The organism is Streptococcus parauberis NCFD 2020 (assembly GCF_000187935.1).
Lineage (GTDB): Bacteria > Bacillota > Bacilli > Lactobacillales > Streptococcaceae > Streptococcus > Streptococcus parauberis.
The window spans coordinates 1,536,017-1,553,023 of sequence record NZ_AEUT02000001.1 but is presented as its reverse complement, the minus strand read 5'-3'; the positions used below and the strand labels follow the sequence as shown (position 1 = coordinate 1,553,023).

General features: G+C 37.1%; 11 protein-coding genes, 1 tRNA gene and 1 rRNA gene. 10 read left to right on the top strand and 3 right to left on the bottom strand.

Annotated elements, in window-relative coordinates:
* Nucleotides 1–22: 22 nt before the first annotated feature.
* From SPB_RS07785 to sufB, 3 genes are read left to right on the top strand one after another with little or no spacing between them, the layout of a single operon-like run.
* On the top strand, nucleotides 23–1,249 hold the full coding sequence (locus tag SPB_RS07785; RefSeq protein ID WP_003105991.1) for a cysteine desulfurase: 1,227 nt from the start codon (nucleotides 23–25) through the stop codon (nucleotides 1,247–1,249).
* Nucleotides 1,236–1,673 carry a Fe-S cluster assembly sulfur transfer protein SufU gene (gene sufU, locus SPB_RS07780; protein WP_003105140.1) on the top strand — a complete coding sequence of 146 codons (438 nt, stop codon included), beginning with the start codon at nucleotides 1,236–1,238 and terminating at the stop codon, nucleotides 1,671–1,673. The genes SPB_RS07785 and sufU overlap by 14 nt, the downstream gene beginning before the upstream one ends.
* Nucleotides 1,674–1,702: 29 nt before the next feature.
* Nucleotides 1,703–3,121 carry a Fe-S cluster assembly protein SufB gene (gene sufB / locus SPB_RS07775; protein ID WP_003104098.1) on the top strand — a complete coding sequence of 473 codons (1,419 nt, stop codon included), beginning with the start codon at nucleotides 1,703–1,705 and terminating at the stop codon, nucleotides 3,119–3,121.
* A gap of 308 nt (nucleotides 3,122–3,429) precedes the next feature.
* On the opposite strand, the gene SPB_RS07770 is transcribed toward sufB, so the two are convergent.
* From SPB_RS07770 to pbp3 (SPB_RS07760), 3 genes are all read right to left on the bottom strand, one after another.
* Nucleotides 3,430–4,623 carry a D-alanyl-D-alanine carboxypeptidase family protein gene (locus SPB_RS07770; RefSeq protein ID WP_437437300.1) on the bottom strand — a complete coding sequence of 398 codons (1,194 nt, stop codon included), beginning with the start codon at nucleotides 4,621–4,623 and terminating at the stop codon, nucleotides 3,430–3,432.
* 76 nt (nucleotides 4,624–4,699) lie between these two features.
* A complete protein-coding gene (pbp3, locus tag SPB_RS07765; protein WP_003104003.1) occupies nucleotides 4,700–5,920 on the bottom strand; it encodes a D-alanyl-D-alanine carboxypeptidase PBP3 in 1,221 nt (406 codons plus the stop codon).
* 125 nt (nucleotides 5,921–6,045) lie between these two features.
* A complete protein-coding gene (gene pbp3, locus SPB_RS07760) occupies nucleotides 6,046–7,284 on the bottom strand; it encodes a D-alanyl-D-alanine carboxypeptidase PBP3 (protein WP_003103785.1) in 1,239 nt (412 codons plus the stop codon).
* A 331-nt stretch (nucleotides 7,285–7,615) separates the two neighbouring features.
* On the opposite strand from pbp3 (SPB_RS07760), the gene SPB_RS07755 reads away from it, so the two are divergent.
* From SPB_RS07755 to SPB_RS07725, 7 genes are all read left to right on the top strand, one after another.
* Complete coding sequence (locus SPB_RS07755; RefSeq protein ID WP_003102586.1) at nucleotides 7,616–9,595, top strand: peptide ABC transporter substrate-binding protein; 1,980 nt, start codon at nucleotides 7,616–7,618, stop codon at nucleotides 9,593–9,595.
* Nucleotides 9,596–9,662: 67 nt separating this feature from the next.
* Nucleotides 9,663–11,162 (top strand): ABC transporter permease, encoded by a 1,500-nt coding sequence (locus SPB_RS07750; protein ID WP_037621210.1) that lies wholly within the window; start codon nucleotides 9,663–9,665, stop codon nucleotides 11,160–11,162.
* Nucleotides 11,162–12,088 (top strand): oligopeptide ABC transporter permease OppC, encoded by a 927-nt coding sequence (oppC, locus tag SPB_RS07745; RefSeq protein WP_003104826.1) that lies wholly within the window; start codon nucleotides 11,162–11,164, stop codon nucleotides 12,086–12,088. Before SPB_RS07750 ends, oppC begins: the two co-directional genes overlap by 1 nt.
* Before the next feature lie 8 nt (nucleotides 12,089–12,096).
* Complete coding sequence (locus tag SPB_RS07740) at nucleotides 12,097–13,167, top strand: ABC transporter ATP-binding protein (RefSeq protein ID WP_003104172.1); 1,071 nt, start codon at nucleotides 12,097–12,099, stop codon at nucleotides 13,165–13,167.
* Nucleotides 13,160–14,104 (top strand): ATP-binding cassette domain-containing protein, encoded by a 945-nt coding sequence (locus SPB_RS07735; protein WP_003104982.1) that lies wholly within the window; start codon nucleotides 13,160–13,162, stop codon nucleotides 14,102–14,104. The genes SPB_RS07740 and SPB_RS07735 overlap by 8 nt, the downstream gene beginning before the upstream one ends.
* Before the next feature lie 954 nt (nucleotides 14,105–15,058).
* A 16S ribosomal RNA gene (locus SPB_RS07730) occupies nucleotides 15,059–16,607 on the top strand.
* 108 nt (nucleotides 16,608–16,715) lie between these two features.
* Nucleotides 16,716–16,788, top strand: a tRNA-Ala gene (locus SPB_RS07725).
* Nucleotides 16,789–17,007: the final 219 nt, after the last annotated feature.

The following is a 17,007-nucleotide window of genomic DNA, read 5'->3' as shown; positions in this document are numbered from 1 at the left end:
ATGTCAGAGAAAAGGAGTTTTAATGTTTGACCCAGTTGAAATAAAAAAAGATTTTCCAATCTTAAATCAGGTCGTTAATGATGAAGCCCTTGTATATCTTGACAATGCTGCAACAACCCAAAAGCCACAACAAGTTTTAGACAAATTGCAGGCTTACTATCTTGAAGATAATGCTAATGTCCATCGTGGTGTGCATACCCTTGCCGAACGAGCAACACGTTCATATGAAGCTAGTCGTGAAAAAGTGACTCGCTTTATTAATGCCAACTCAAGCAAAGAAGTTCTCTTTACGAGAGGCACAACAACTAGTCTAAACTGGGTTGCACAGTTTGCAAAATCGATTTTACAGCCTGAGGATCAGGTGCTTATTTCTGTCATGGAGCACCATTCAAACATCATTCCTTGGCAGCAAGCCTGTCAGGCAACTGGTGCAGAACTAGTTTATGTCTATTTAAAAGATGGTCAACTAGATATGGATGACCTAAAAAGTAATTTGACTGAGAGGACTAAATTTGTCTCTTTAGCACATGCGTCAAATATTCTTGGAACGGTTAATCCTATAAAAGAAATTGCCCAATTAGTCCACCAGGTTGATGCATTTTTAGTAGTCGATGGCGCACAATCTGTGCCACACATGGCAATTGATGTTCAAGATTTGGATTGTGATTTCTTTGCCTTTTCAGGACATAAGATGCTTGGACCAACTGGGATAGGTGTTCTTTACGGAAAAGAAGTTCTTTTAAACCAAATGGAACCAGTTGAGTTTGGGGGAGAGATGATTGATTTTGTCTTAGAGCAAGATGCTTCCTGGAAAGAATTACCCTGGAAATTTGAAGCCGGCACACCAAATATAGCAGGTGCTATTGGCCTTAGTGCAGCAATTGATTACCTGGAACATTTAGGCATGGACCAGATTGAAAAACATGAAGCAGAGCTTGTTGCCTATATCATGCCAAAACTTTCTGCTATTGAGGGTTTAACCATTTACGGTCCAGCCAATCCAGCAGACCACACGGGAGTAATTGCCTTTAATATTGATGGCTTACACCCTCATGATGTCGCAACAGCTTTGGATTATGAAGGCATTGCAGTTAGGGCTGGACATCATTGTGCACAGCCACTTTTGGGACACCTCCAAGTGTCTTCAACAGCTCGGGCAAGTTTTTATATCTATAATACAAAAGAGGATTGTGACAAGTTAGTTGAAGCAATCATTAAAACAAAGGAGTTCTTTAATGGCACTCTCTAAACTAAATAGTTTATATATGGCAGTCGTTGCTGATCACTCAAAAAGTCCACATCACCGAGGAATATTGGAAGGTGTTGAAGCTGTTTTACTAAATAACCCAACCTGTGGTGATGTGATTAGTTTAACTGTCGATTTCGATGGTGAAATAATTAAGAATATTGCCTTCGCAGGGGATGGCTGTACTATTTCAACAGCGTCATCAAGTATGATGACGGATGCCGTGATTGGCAAGACTAAGGACCAAGCCTTGGAGTTAGCTCAGCTATTCTCCGAAATGGTCCAAGGAAAAGAAAATCCTAAGCAAGAATTGCTGGGAGAGGCTGAATTGTTAGCAGGTGTTGCAAAATTTCCGCAACGCATTAAATGCTCAACTTTGGCATGGCATGCACTTGAAAAAGCGATTGAGCGTAGTCGCCAAAATTAGAAGCCGCAATTAGAAAAAGGAAAGTATATATGTCTGAAATCAATGAAAAAATAGAACCCAAACCTATTGATTTGGGAGACTATCAATTTGGCTTTCACGATGACTTCGAGCCGATTTATTCTACCGGAAAAGGTTTGAGTGAGGCAGTAGTTAGAGAATTATCGAAAGCTAAAGATGAACCTGAGTGGATGTTAGATTTTCGTCTCAAATCTTTAGAGACTTTTAATAAAATGCCCATGCAAACATGGGGAGCTGATTTATCTGATATTAACTTTGATGATATTATTTATTACCAAAAAGCATCAGACAAACCGGCTAGATCTTGGGATGATGTTCCAGAAAAAATCAAAGATACCTTTGAAAAAATTGGGATCCCGCAGGCTGAACGCGCTTATTTAGCAGGAGCATCAGCCCAGTATGAATCTGAAGTTGTTTATCATAATATGAAAGATGAGTATGACAAACTAGGTATTGTCTTTACAGATACTGACACAGCCTTAAAAGAATACCCAGATCTTTTTAAACAATACTTTGCAAAATTAGTACCACCAACTGATAATAAATTAGCTGCTCTAAATTCAGCTGTGTGGTCAGGAGGGACATTCATCTATGTACCAAAAGGTGTAAAAGTTGATATTCCACTCCAAACTTATTTCCGAATTAATAATGAAAATACAGGTCAGTTTGAACGAACTTTAATTATTGTTGATGAAGGAGCAAGTGTTCATTACGTTGAAGGCTGTACAGCACCAACCTATTCAAGTAATAGCTTGCATGCTGCCATTGTTGAGATTTACGCTCTTGATGGCGCCTATATGCGTTACACAACCATTCAAAACTGGTCTGATAATGTTTACAACTTAGTTACAAAACGAGCTAAAGCGCAAAAAGATGCGACAGTAGAATGGATCGATGGAAACCTTGGTGCAAAAACAACCATGAAATATCCATCAGTTTATCTCGATGGACCAGGTGCGCGTGGAACCATGTTGTCAATAGCTTTTGCTAACGCAGGACAACACCAAGACACCGGTGCAAAAATGATACATAATGCACCACACACTTCGTCTTCAATTGTTTCTAAGTCAATCGCCAAAGGCGGAGGCAAAGTTGACTACAGAGGACAAGTTACCTTTAATAAAAATTCTAAGAAATCAGTTTCCCATATTGAATGTGATACGATTTTAATGGATGATTTATCAAAATCAGATACCATCCCATTTAATGAAATTCATAATTCGCAAGTAGCTCTAGAACATGAAGCCAAAGTCTCAAAAATCTCAGAAGAACAACTTTATTACCTAATGAGCCGAGGCTTATCTGAAAACGAAGCAACTGAAATGATTGTCATGGGCTTCGTCGAACCATTCACTAAAGAACTACCAATGGAATACGCAGTCGAACTAAATAGATTGATATCGTATGAAATGGAGGGTTCAGTTGGTTAAAACGACTAGAGTAAAATAGCAGATAGCTATTTTACACAATCATTTACCAACTGAAGTTGTGGATAAGGAAAATGCAGTTTTGTACATTCTTAAGGCAGATAAATCTAAAATGGAGTAGCTTTTTGGCTACTCCATTTTAGATTTTAATCGTTGCTTGTAGAAATTGATGTTTGTCTCGTTTTTGCTACTAGCTTCACTATGTATAAACCTGACTATTATTTTTTAGCCAAGAGTATACATTATGACTTTGTCACTTTTACCTGTTTTTATACAGTCTAATTTTGTTTTTTCGCAATGGTTTTTTTGTCTTATTTATAAATTGCTATGAGACTGGTGATTAAAACAGATATAATAAAAAGACTTAAACAAAGAAAAACAAAATGATGGTGTCGGTCTACAAATTTTTCGAATTTATCATAAAATGTTTTTGGTTCATTCTTGTTTTTATAATGCCGGCTATGACTCTCATTAGTTTTATGGGTATCTGCAAGGATAATATTTGGATGATTATTTTGATGCAATGCATCATTGGTAAACCCATATTCAGTAATAGCATTAATAAATGGGTGTCTATGAAACTCTCCTTCTTGATCTGACCAATCACCGACACCCATGACAATCGAAATGAGTCGCGTATCATCTCTTTTTGCAGTAATAACAGCATTAAAAGCAGCGCTAGGGCTAGATCCTGTTTTTAAGCCATCCACACCTTTTATTCCGAATTTATCTCCAGGAAGGGAGTAGTTGTAGGAATGGAATTCTTCTTCGTAAGGTGTCCGATCCATAGTTTTGACTGAAGACTTACACGTAAATTCCAGAATTTCGGGGTAATTTTTTAAAAAATGATAACATAGAATGGCTAGATCACGAGCAGACGTTTTATTAGGTTGGTTGCTATCATAACCTTCCGGGGAATAGTGACCTTCAAAGGCGCTGGCTACAGCTCCGCTAGCATTTGTAAAAAAGGTGTTTTTCATGCCTAATTTCTGAGCTGTCACGTTAATCCGATTGATAAATGCACCGGCATCGTTATCAGACATATAATTAGCTAACATTAGAGTAGCAGCATTAGAAGAAGGAACGGCAGTCATGGTTATCAGGTCCCTAATCGGATAGTCGACCCCGGCAACAATTTTATTATTGCTAATGGCATAAATCTGACTAATATCCTGATCGGTCTGGCTAGCTCTTATATGATCAGAAAGAGAAAGTTTACCAGCTTTAATATCTTCAAATAGAAGATAAAGGGTGAAAAGTTTACTCATGCTTGCTGGATCACGACTAGCATCAATATTATCTTGCCAAATAATGTCCCCATTCTTTGCATTAACAACAATAGAAGAAACGGGTTTGTCGGCTGGTTTAACTGAATAACCATAACGTCGCGTCAGAGATAAGATATCATCTTGTTCTTCTCCCTTAACAGAAAATAATGGAATGAGAGCAACGAAAAAACACAATAACAACATTATTTTTTTAATCAAACGACAACTCCTTATCATAAATGATAGGATAATTATACCATTAGACTAATACAATTACAAAGTGTTTTTTTAGATTTAATAATCAAGAATAATATTAGGAATTTTTAAATAATCGGTAGATTTTATCAAAAACTGTTAATTTATCAACAGTGGTGCTTGCGTAGACTTTTGTTTTAGTCTTACCAAAGAGGTATCCCTCCCCAATTGTATCCTGATCATTAAATTCATAAGTTCCAATAAATTGATTTTTCTTAATAGGTGCAACTAGTTTATTTTTTGACTTGAAAGATAATTTAGGAGCAGTATTTATTTTATGAATAGCATAGATATTGGTTTTAGTTTTGATACTAATTTTGTCTTTTTTTCCGTTTTCTACAGCAATTCGGTTAGGCAAAGGTTGATCCTTTTTTACCATCAATTTCTTCTGATAGTTCTGAAAGCAATAATCTAAGAGTTGATTGGTTTGAGTGAAACGAGCATAGTGATCTTCTTTTGTATGATTAGCATGAAGCAGAACCGTTATCAAACGCATATTGTTTTCAGTGGCTGTAGCAATATAAGTTTGTCCTGCTAAATTGGTGGTACCAGTTTTTAAACCATCTACGCCAGCTCGGCCCATTTCTTGACCAGGAAGAAGGTAATTTGAGCTATAAAGTGTTTCATAACCCCATATCATCTGTGGCTGTGATGTGATTTGAAGAACTTCCGGAAAATCATGAATCAGATGATAAGCTATTATAGCTAATGATTTGGCGCTGAGCATGTTTTCGTCTTTTGGGGATGAACCGGGATAGGTATGACCTTTAAGGAGACTGTTTGGAAGACCAGAGGAATCGACTAGTAAATAATCTGTGATCCCCCATTGTTCGACTTGCTTTTTCATCATGTCGACAAATTTTGGCTCACTTCCAGCAATATATTCAGCCAATGCGATAGCTGAGCTATTAGCCGAGACAATTAAACTTGAGTCAACCAATTCTTTAACAGAATAGGTATCACTGGTAAGCGGAGGGTTACTTATTTCAGGATCAGTCGCAAGGCTTTGTGCATATTCTGAAAGCTTAACTTGATCATTCCAAGAAATCTTTCCAGCTTTTATTTCTTTTAAAGTGATATAGATTGTTAAAAGCTTGGTGAGAGAAGCAATCGGTGCTTTTTTATTACCACTTTTTTCATAAAGAATTTTACCAGTGTCAGATTCAACAGCAATAGCATGGCGACTATCGGCTGAAAAGTCAGCCGCGAAAACTGTTTGAGCAGAAAACGTAACTAATAATGACGTGGTTAATATGAGTTTTACAATAAGCTTTTTCATACTTTAATTTTATCAGGCTTTCCACTCTAGGTCAAAGAAGTTAAATAGAGAGAGTTGCACATATATCACTGCGTATCGATTATAAGACTAAAAAAGCTGAAAATTTTCTTCCCAGCTTTTTGGTTTTATAAATTAGTATTAACATAATCAACGAAGTGATTCCACCAAACTTTTAAGAAGAAACTGCGCTTAACTTCTTGATTGGCTTGAATAGTGACAACTGGTGATTTACCAATGTACCCCATTCCAATAATGTTTGGATCCTTATATTTTGCAGTCGCCAGTGTGTCACCTTTGGCTAGTGGAGCATAGAAAGGATTTTCGTTCTTGTTATAAATGATTTCATTTTGATGTGTTGTACCAATTTTTTTGATAATCGTCATGTCTTCTTTTGGAGAAATTGAAACAGACTGATCCGGACTATCTTTAATAGCGAAGGATTTATCTTTGATGACTTGATTTTTCTTAAGTAAAGTGACGCGTTCAAAATTTTGGTAGAGGTAATCTAACAAGAGAGAAGTTGTCTTAAATGGCTCAGTCACATCGTTATCTTCTTGATGCGCTCCAATAACAATAGAGATGACTTTCATTTTATTAATTTTGCTACTGGCGATGAAAGTCGGACCACTTTTTTCCGGGCTTCCTAAGAAGAGTCCATTGATGCCAACTCTTTCATAAGGGTAGCCTTCTAACATATAATTATAAGAGTAGATATCTTGACCATCAAAAGTTGCCTTTGGCAGACTAGTATACTTAAGGACCTCGGGATATTCCGTCAATAAGTGATGGGTAATGATGGCTAAATCTTTAGCACTCAGTTTATTTTCTGCGGATTGCTTAGACTTGGGATAGATGTTATCACCAAGAATAGAGTTGGGTAAACCAGTTGCATTATAGAGCTTTGCATCATTGATGCCCCATACCTCCAGTTGCTTTTTCATCTTATCGACAAAAATGGGTTCTGTTCCGCCAATTTTTTCAGCTAAAGCAATGGCTGCGCTGTTAGCATTAGTCACTAACATGGCCTTCATCAATTGCTTTACAGTATATTTCCTTGCATCAAGTGGCACGTTACTAATTGTGTAGTTTGTAGTTAATTGAAAAGGATAGTCAGAAATAGTGACCGGTGAAGACCATTCTAGTTTACCTTGTTCGATTTCTTTATAGACCATATAAGTTGTCAAAACTTTGGTGGCAGATGCGACTGGTAAAATCTTTTTTGCATTTTTTTCATAGAGGACTTTCCCTGATTCTATATCAAAGGCAATTGCACTGTCTGTTTTTAACTCTATATCTTCAGCGGAGGTAGTCGTAATAGTTATCGTTGATACTAGCAATGATAGTATCATTATTATTTTTTTCATTATTTAGTCCCATTCTTGTCGTATGTTACCATTATATCATAGTATGACATCTCATTTTGGTCAAGATTTGTGTTTTATTCTAAGTTAGTAAAGCGTTAACATGAGAATAAAACTAAAATCATTAAAAGTACACAAAATCGCATTAAATAGAAGAAAAAAACGTTTCCAATATGATAAACAGTCACTAATGTTATTTGTAGATATAAAATATTCAGATAACTTTGTCTTCAATATTCTTTTTAAATAAAAATTATGATATAATATTTTTAATTAACACATAACTTTTGTGTTTTGTGTATAGAAATGAAGAAAAATTTTAGGAGTGTCTCTTATGAAAAATGGGAAATGGTTAGCGGCAGCGGGGATTGCTGTTTTGTCAGTTTCAGCTTTGACTGCCTGTGGTAATGGTTCAAGTAAAGATAGCAAAAGTAAAACCTATAGCTATGTTTATACAACTGATCCTGATACCTTGGATTACTTAGTTTCAGGGCGTTCAACAACCAGTGAAATCACCCAAAATGGTGTTGATGGCTTGATGGAATATGACAACGAAGGGAATTTGGTTCCTTCTGTAGCTAAAAGCTGGACAGTATCAAAAGACGGTTTAACTTATACCTATAAAATACGTAAAGATTCAAAATGGTATACAGCTGATGGTGAAGAATACGCTAAGGTAACAGCGGAAGACTTTGTGACTGGCATGAAACATGCTGCAGATAGCAATTCTGATGCCCTTTACCTAGTTCAAGATTCAATTAAAGGTTTAAGTGATTATATCGATGGGAAAACAAAAGATTTCTCAACTGTTGGTGTTAAAGCCGTTGACAAAAACACAGTTCAATATACATTGAAACAACCAGAAAGTTTCTGGAATTCTAAATTAACTTATGGTATCTTATCTCCAGTTAATGCAGATTTTCTAAAATCACAAGGTAAAGATTTTGGTAAAGCATCTGATGCTTCATCGATTCTTTATAACGGACCATTCCTTATCTCCGCATTAACAAGTAAATCATCAATTGAATTTACAAAAAATGAAAACTATTGGGATAAAGAAGATGTTCACTTAGATGCTGTTCAATTAACTTACTATGATGGACAAGATCAAGAGTCTCTATTTAGAAACTTTGATAAAGGTGCTTATTCGGCTGCACGTTTATTCCCAACAACTCCATCTTACAAGACAGCTAAGAAAAAATATGGCGAAAACATCACTTATGCACCTCAAAAATCAAATATTTATTATGCAACATTTAATTTAAACCGTACGGCTTATGACCATACTAAAAAGACAGACGATAAACAAAAAGAGGATACTCGTAAAGCAGTTCTAAATAAAGATTTCCGTCAAGCTTTAACATTTGGTTTTAACCGTAAATCCTATACAGCTCAATCAGCTGGTGAAGAAGCAGCAAGCAAATCACTTCGTAATATGCTAATTCCACCAGCATTTGTTCAAATTAAGGGTGAAGACTTTGGCAAGACTGTTGAAAAAGATTTAGCGACATATGGAGATCAATGGAAAGATGTTAGCCTAGCTGATGCCCAAGATGGTCTTTACAATAAAGACAAAGCTAAGGCTCAAATGGATAAAGCTAAAGAAGCCTTGGAAGCTGAAGGTGTTCAATTCCCAATTCACATTGATATGCCTCAAGATCAGACTGCTACCGTAAATATGCAACAAGCCCAATCCATGAAGCAATCAATGGAAGACTCACTTGGTAAAGAAAATGTTGTAATTGACATTATTGAGCTCAATGCTGATACCTATAACAATGTTACTTATATGGCAGAAACACCAACTCAACAAGATTGGGATATTTCTACAGCTTCTGGATGGAGTCCTGACTACTTAGACCCAAGCTCATATCTTGATATCTTTAATCCAAGCTTGGCTAATGCACAAACTAAATTTATTGGACTTGAACCAATTAAAGATAATACTATAGCATCTGAAGCTGGTTTAGATGAATTTACTAAATTAGCAAATGAAGCAAGTAAGATTACTGATGACAAGGATGCTCGTTATGAAAAATATGCAAAAGCACAAGCTGCTCTTGCGGATTCAGCAGTCTACATTCCAACATACTCACTTGGAGGAACGCCTGCAGTAACAAAAGTTGTTCCATTCTCAGCTGCATTTGGTTGGGCAGGTAACAAATCAGATAATACATATTTCAAATATGTACAATTACAAGATAAACCTGTAACGGCTAAACAATTCAACAAAGCAATGAAGGATTGGAAAAAGTCAAAAGAAAAATCAAATAAAAAATATGAAGAGTCATTAGAAAAGCATATTGAAAAATAAGGCTAGTTCAATTAAGAACTTTCTCTAAATCTGAGAAAGTTCTTTTGAACTTATTATGAGGATTGGAATGAAAAAGTATATATTCGAGCGCATTTTGAGGTCTTTGATTTCAATTTTGTTGGTAACGACATTAACTTATGTCATTGTTTTTACATTGGTACCAACAAACTTGATTTTTAAACAGGACCCCAACTATAATAAGATGGTTACTACACCAGATAAGAAAGATAACTACCGTAATACCATTTTTGAACGCATGGGTTATGTTAATTACTATAATAGTAAAGAACTTCAAAGCAAAGCTGAAAAAATGGATAAGACCGTAACGATTGAACCAACTGCTAAAAATAAAGCGGTCTACAAAAAATTCATCAAGCAACAAGGTAAAGGTTGGACGCTGAAAGAATTCGAAGAAAGCAAAGAATTTTATGCGGTTAGAAATATTCCAATCTATGAACGTGTTTGGAACTTCTTTAGTCATATCCTTGTTATTGATCATCCTTGGACGATACAAGATCCAAAGAATCCTAATTTGGAACGCTATATTAGACCCGAAATGGATCCAGCAGTCGGACCTGCCTTAGTTGGTTCTGGAACTAAGCATAAATACTTGCTCTTCTTTGATGGAAATTTCCCATTCATTCACCAAAACTTTGTTTCCTTTGACTTAGGAACTTCTTATCCAACCTATGCTAATATTCCTGTAATTCAGGTTATCACACAAGGACAAGGTAGAAGTCTATCAGAACAAACTAAATTCCCGTCTGGAGTTACTAAGTTTTCACCAATTGATATCACAAGTAGAACTTATAAATCACCTAAAGATGCAGATGCTCGTGACCGAGCTAATTTCGGCCCGAAAGATCCTTATACAGCAACTAAGAATAAACATGCTGAGCCATCAATGATTGCAAATTCATTTAAAATTGGAATCATTGGTGTTGCCTTGTCATATATTATTGGGCTACCTATTGGTATGCTTATGGCCTATTATAAAGATGGAATTTTTGATCGATTTTCTACAGCAGCTACAACATTTATGTTGGCTTTGCCAAGTATTGCCTTGATTTATATCGTTCGCTTCTTGGGTTCGAAAATTGGTTTACCAGATACTTTTCCATTGTTAGGAGCCAGTGATCCAAGATCTTATGTATTGCCTGCATTAATTTTAGGTATTTTAGGAACGCCAGGAACCGTTGTATGGTTCCGTCGTTATATCGTTGACTTACAAGGAAGCGATTTTGTTCGATTTGCGCGTGCAAAAGGATTAACAGAAGCTGAAATTTCAAAAAATCACCTATTTAAGCAAGCGATGGTACCAATTGTTAATGGTATTCCCCAAGCAATTGTTGCAACTATCGCAGGTGCGACACTGACTGAAACAGTCTTTGCCTTCCCAGGTATGGGTAAAATGTTAATTGATGCTATTAAAGCAGCAAATAACTCAATGGTCGTTGGACTAGTCTTTATCTTTGCAGTCTTATCAATTCTTGCTTTATTAGCAGGGGACATTTTAATGACTATCTTAGATCCACGTATTAAATTATCAAGTAAAGGAGGGAAATAATGGCGTCTATAGATAAAAGCAAGTTCGAATTTGTCGAGCTAGATAGTTATGCATCAGAAGTCATTGATGCCCCTTCCTATTCATACTGGAAATCAGTATTTAGACAATTCTTTTCACGTAAATCTACTATTGTAATGTTAGTTATTTTAATTGCAATCATCCTAATGAGTTTTGTATATCCGATGTTTGCTAACTATGACTTTGGTGATGTGTCAAACATTAATGATTTCTCTAAACGCTATATCTCTCCAAATGGGGAATATTGGTTTGGTACAGACAAAAATGGTCAGTCACTCTTTGATGGTGTTTGGTATGGTGCTAGAAACTCGATCCTAATTTCCGTTATTGCTACAGCAATCAATATGATTGTTGGGGTAGTTGTTGGTGGCCTTTGGGGAGTTTCAAAAGCAGTTGATAAGGTAATGATTGAAGTCTACAATGTTATTTCTAACTTACCTCAAATGCTTATCATTATTGTCTTAACTTATTCAATTGGTGCTGGTTTCTGGAATCTTATCTTTGCCTTCTGTGTAACTGGATGGATAGGGATTGCTTATGCTGTCCGTGTCCAAGTACTCCGTTACCGTGATTTAGAGTATAACTTAGCCAGTCAAACACTAGGAACACCAACTTACAAAATTGTATCCAAAAATTTATTACCACAGTTAGTTTCTGTTATTGTATCAATGGTTTCTCTTTTGTTACCAGCCTACATTTCATCAGAAGCCTTCTTATCATTTTTTGGTTTAGGATTACCATTGTCAGAACCAAGTTTAGGCCGTTTGATTTCAAATTATTCATCATATTTGACAACAAACGCTTACCTATTCTGGATTCCATTAACTACTCTTATTCTAGTATCTCTTCCACTTTATATAGTTGGACAAAACTTAGCAGATGCTAGTGACCCAAGAACACATAGATAGGAGTAGTCATGACTGAAAATAAAGAAGTAATTTTAAGTGCAAAGAATGTTGTTGTAGAATTTGACGTACGTGACCGTGTTTTGACTGCCATCCGTGATATCTCTATCGATTTACATGAAGGAGAAGTCCTTGCGGTTGTTGGCGAGTCAGGTAGTGGTAAGTCAGTACTAACAAAAACATTTACCGGAATGTTAGAATCTAATGGTCGCGTTGCCTCAGGGTCGATTGATTACCGCGGACAAGAACTAACAAAACTAAAAAATCATAAAGATTGGGAAGGAATACGTGGTGCAAAAATTGCGACCATCTTCCAAGACCCGATGACCAGTTTAGACCCAATTCAAACCATTGGGAAACAAATTACGGAAGTAATAGTTAAACATCAGAAAAAACCTAGATCAGAAGCTAAAAAACTTGCGATTGATTATATGAATAAAGTTGGTATTCCAGAAGCTGAAAAACGTTTTGATGAATATCCTTTCCAATACTCTGGTGGGATGAGACAACGTATCGTTATTGCCATTGCTCTTGCATGTCATCCAGATATCCTTATCTGTGATGAGCCAACAACAGCTTTAGACGTTACTATCCAAGCTCAAATTATTGATTTATTAAAAACACTTCAAAAAGAATACGAATTTACAATTATCTTCATCACTCATGATTTGGGCGTTGTTGCAAGTATTGCAACCAACGTTGCAGTAATGTATGCTGGCGAAGTTGTTGAGTATGGAACGGTTGAGGATGTTTTCTATGATCCTCGTCATCCATATACATGGAGTTTATTATCAAGTCTACCTCAATTAGCAGATGACAAGGGGATTCTCTTTTCAATTCCCGGAACGCCTCCATCTTTATACAAACCAATTATTGGCGACGCCTTTGCTCCAAGATCTCAGTATGCTATGAAGATTGATTTTGAAGAAGCTGTTCCAAAATTTGACATTAGCGACAGCCATTGGGCTAAAACATGGTTACTCCATCCGGAGGCTCCAAAAGTTCAAAAACCAGTAGTTATACAAAATTTACATGAGAAAATCTCAAGTAAGCAAATTTATCGGGAGGAAGGAAATGTCTGAGAAGCTAGTTGAAGTCAAAGACTTAGAAATTTCCTTCGGTGAAGGAAAGAAAAAATTTGTTGCTGTTAAAAATGCCAATTTCTTTATTAATCGAGGGGAAACTTTTTCTTTGGTTGGTGAGTCAGGAAGTGGGAAAACAACAATTGGGCGTGCTATCATTGGTTTAAATGATACGAGTTCAGGTGAAATCATTTATGATGGTAAACAAATCAATAAGAAAAAAAGTAATTCAGAACGTGAAGAATTAATTAAAAAGATTCAAATGATCTTTCAAGATCCAGCAGCAAGTTTGAATGAACGTGCAACTGTTGACTATATTATTTCTGAAGGACTATACAATCATAAACTGTTCAAAAGTGAAGAAGAACGTAAAGATAAAATCAAAAACATGATGACAGAAGTTGGACTTTTGTCTGAACATTTAACACGTTATCCTCATGAATTTTCAGGTGGACAACGTCAGCGTATCGGGATTGCGCGTGCTTTAGTTATGGATCCAGAATTTATTATTGCTGATGAGCCTATCTCGGCTCTAGACGTTTCGGTTCGAGCTCAAGTGCTAAATCTTCTAAAACGGATGCAAAGAGAAAAAGGTTTAACTTATCTCTTTATTGCCCATGATTTATCAGTAGTTCGGTTCATATCTGATCGAATCGCAGTTATTCATAAAGGTGTTATTGTAGAAGTAGCTGAAACTGAAGAATTATTTATCAATCCAGTTCATCCATATACTAAATCTCTATTATCCGCTGTACCGATTCCGGATCCAATTTTGGAAAGACAGAAAAAACTTCTTGTCTATAACGTTGATCAGCATGACTATACAGTTGACAAACCAGAAATGGTAGAAATCCAACCAGGTCATTTCGTTTGGGCGAATAAATTAGAAACAGAGAAATATAAAAAGGAAATTGCTGATAGACAGCAGTCCAACTAAAAAAACTCCTTAAAAGGAGTTTTTTTAGTTGGAATTGAAGGTATTGTTTGAATATATTAGATGTTATATTTTTGAAGAAAACACTCAACTTAATATAAAATAATATTATCTAAAATAATATTATATAAGATAATATTGTTTTAGATATTGAAAAAAGTTGGATAATAATGGGAATATTGTTGATTTATTATGAATCAATCACACCTTCCGATATTAAGATCAGCCCCATTGCTATGACAGAAGTTATTTTACAGTAATTCAACCAACGATCGGAAAAAACATTCCATTTTGACTAAGCCAAATAATGTAACTTTCGGAATGTCAAATAAACGACTACTAGCTTTCAATGAAGGTTGATACTATTTGATGAACTTCGGATATGACAGTGTGGGCCGGAATTTAAATAGCTTAGCTGTGGTTTTAGATTAAGGCATACTAAATTTTAGTATTATTTTTACTGATGATACTTTTACTGTAGAAGAGGTCGATGATCGTGAAGTACTTGCATTTAGACAATTAGGTTTTGAACCACCCATATTAATATTAACTAAAGATCAAGAAAAACATCCATGAGTTAATGGATGAGGATGGGTAAGTAGCAAATCAAAGATAAAGATGTGAAGTCTAAAAATGTTATTGGAAATCCTGAAATAATTTAGAAACTCTATTGACAATCCCTTCAAAAGCATATATACTAATAAAGTTGTCAGAAAGCGAGCTAGTAGTCGAAAACAAAAAACGAAAAAGTTTAAAAAAGTTATTGACAAAGGCGTCGTGACCTGATAGAATATAATAGTTGTCTCGTAAGAGATAAGAAGACCTTTGAGAACTGAATAAGACAAAAACCAAACGTGCAGGGTGATATGTTTATGCATATTACCTGTCAATTAAGTAACAAAAAAACAATAAATCTGTCAGCGACAGATAAGAATGAGTTAAACATCAAATTAACATATAAATGAGAGTTTGATCCTGGCTCAGGACGAACGCTGGCGGCGTGCCTAATACATGCAAGTAGAACGCTGAAGACTGGTGCTTGCACTAGTCAGATGAGTTGCGAACGGGTGAGTAACGCGTAGGTAACCTACCTCATAGCGGGGGATAACTATTGGAAACGATAGCTAATACCGCATGACAATTAAGTACTCATGTACTAAATTTAAAAGGAGCAATTGCTTCACTATGAGATGGACCTGCGTTGTATTAGCTAGTTGGTGAGGTAACGGCTCACCAAGGCCACGATACATAGCCGACCTGAGAGGGTGATCGGCCACACTGGGACTGAGACACGGCCCAGACTCCTACGGGAGGCAGCAGTAGGGAATCTTCGGCAATGGGGGCAACCCTGACCGAGCAACGCCGCGTGAGTGAAGAAGGTTTTCGGATCGTAAAGCTCTGTTGTTAGAGAAGAACGGTAATGGGAGTGGAAAATCCATTACGTGACGGTAACTAACCAGAAAGGGACGGCTAACTACGTGCCAGCAGCCGCGGTAATACGTAGGTCTCGAGCGTTGTCCGGATTTATTGGGCGTAAAGCGAGCGCAGGCGGTTATTTAAGTCTGAAGTTAAAGGCCGTGGCTCAACCATGGTTCGCTTTGGAAACTGGATAACTTGAGTGCAGAAGGGGAGAGTGGAATTCCATGTGTAGCGGTGAAATGCGTAGATATATGGAGGAACAACGGTGGCGAAAGCGGCTCTCTGGTCTGTAACTGACGCTGAGGCTCGAAAGCGTGGGGAGCAAACAGGATTAGATACCCTGGTAGTCCACGCCGTAAACGATGAGTGCTAGGTGTTAGGCCCTTTCCGGGGCTTAGTGCCGCAGCTAACGCATTAAGCACTCCGCCTGGGGAGTACGACCGCAAGGTTGAAACTCAAAGGAATTGACGGGGGCCCGCACAAGCGGTGGAGCATGTGGTTTAATTCGAAGCAACGCGAAGAACCTTACCAGGTCTTGACATCCCTCTGACCGTCCTAGAGATAGGACTTTCCTTCGGGACAGAGGTGACAGGTGGTGCATGGTTGTCGTCAGCTCGTGTCGTGAGATGTTGGGTTAAGTCCCGCAACGAGCGCAACCCCTATTGTTAGTTGCCATCATTAAGTTGGGCACTCTAGCGAGACTGCCGGTAATAAACCGGAGGAAGGTGGGGATGACGTCAAATCATCATGCCCCTTATGACCTGGGCTACACACGTGCTACAATGGTTGGTACAACGAGTCGCAAGCCGGTGACGGCAAGCTAATCTCTTAAAGCCAATCTCAGTTCGGATTGTAGGCTGCAACTCGCCTACATGAAGTCGGAATCGCTAGTAATCGCGGATCAGCACGCCGCGGTGAATACGTTCCCGGGCCTTGTACACACCGCCCGTCACACCACGAGAGTTTGTAACACCCGAAGTCGGTGAGGTAACCTATTAGGAGCCAGCCGCCTAAGGTGGGATAGATGATTGGGGTGAAGTCGTAACAAGGTAGCCGTATCGGAAGGTGCGGCTGGATCACCTCCTTTCTAAGGAAATGGAAGCACGTTAGGAAAAGTCTTATTTAGTTTTGAGAGGTCTTATTAAAGTAATGAGATAGAAACACCACTAATAATGTAACAACCAGTTTATTAGTTGGGGCCTTAGCTCAGCTGGGAGAGCGCCTGCTTTGCACGCAGGAGGTCAGCGGTTCGATCCCGCTAGGCTCCATTATCTAGGATACAAAGAGATGTTCGGCTTGCCGAAATTTCTTAAGAAATTAATCTCGTGTTCAACTAGATAAGTAGGATAAAAATCCTAACATAGTCCATTGAAAATTGAATATCTATATCAAATTCCACAATTAAGAAATTAATTGTAGAAAAAAGTAACAAGAAATAAACCGAAAAAAAAGATAAACGCGAACATATTAAAAAAAATTAAAAGAAG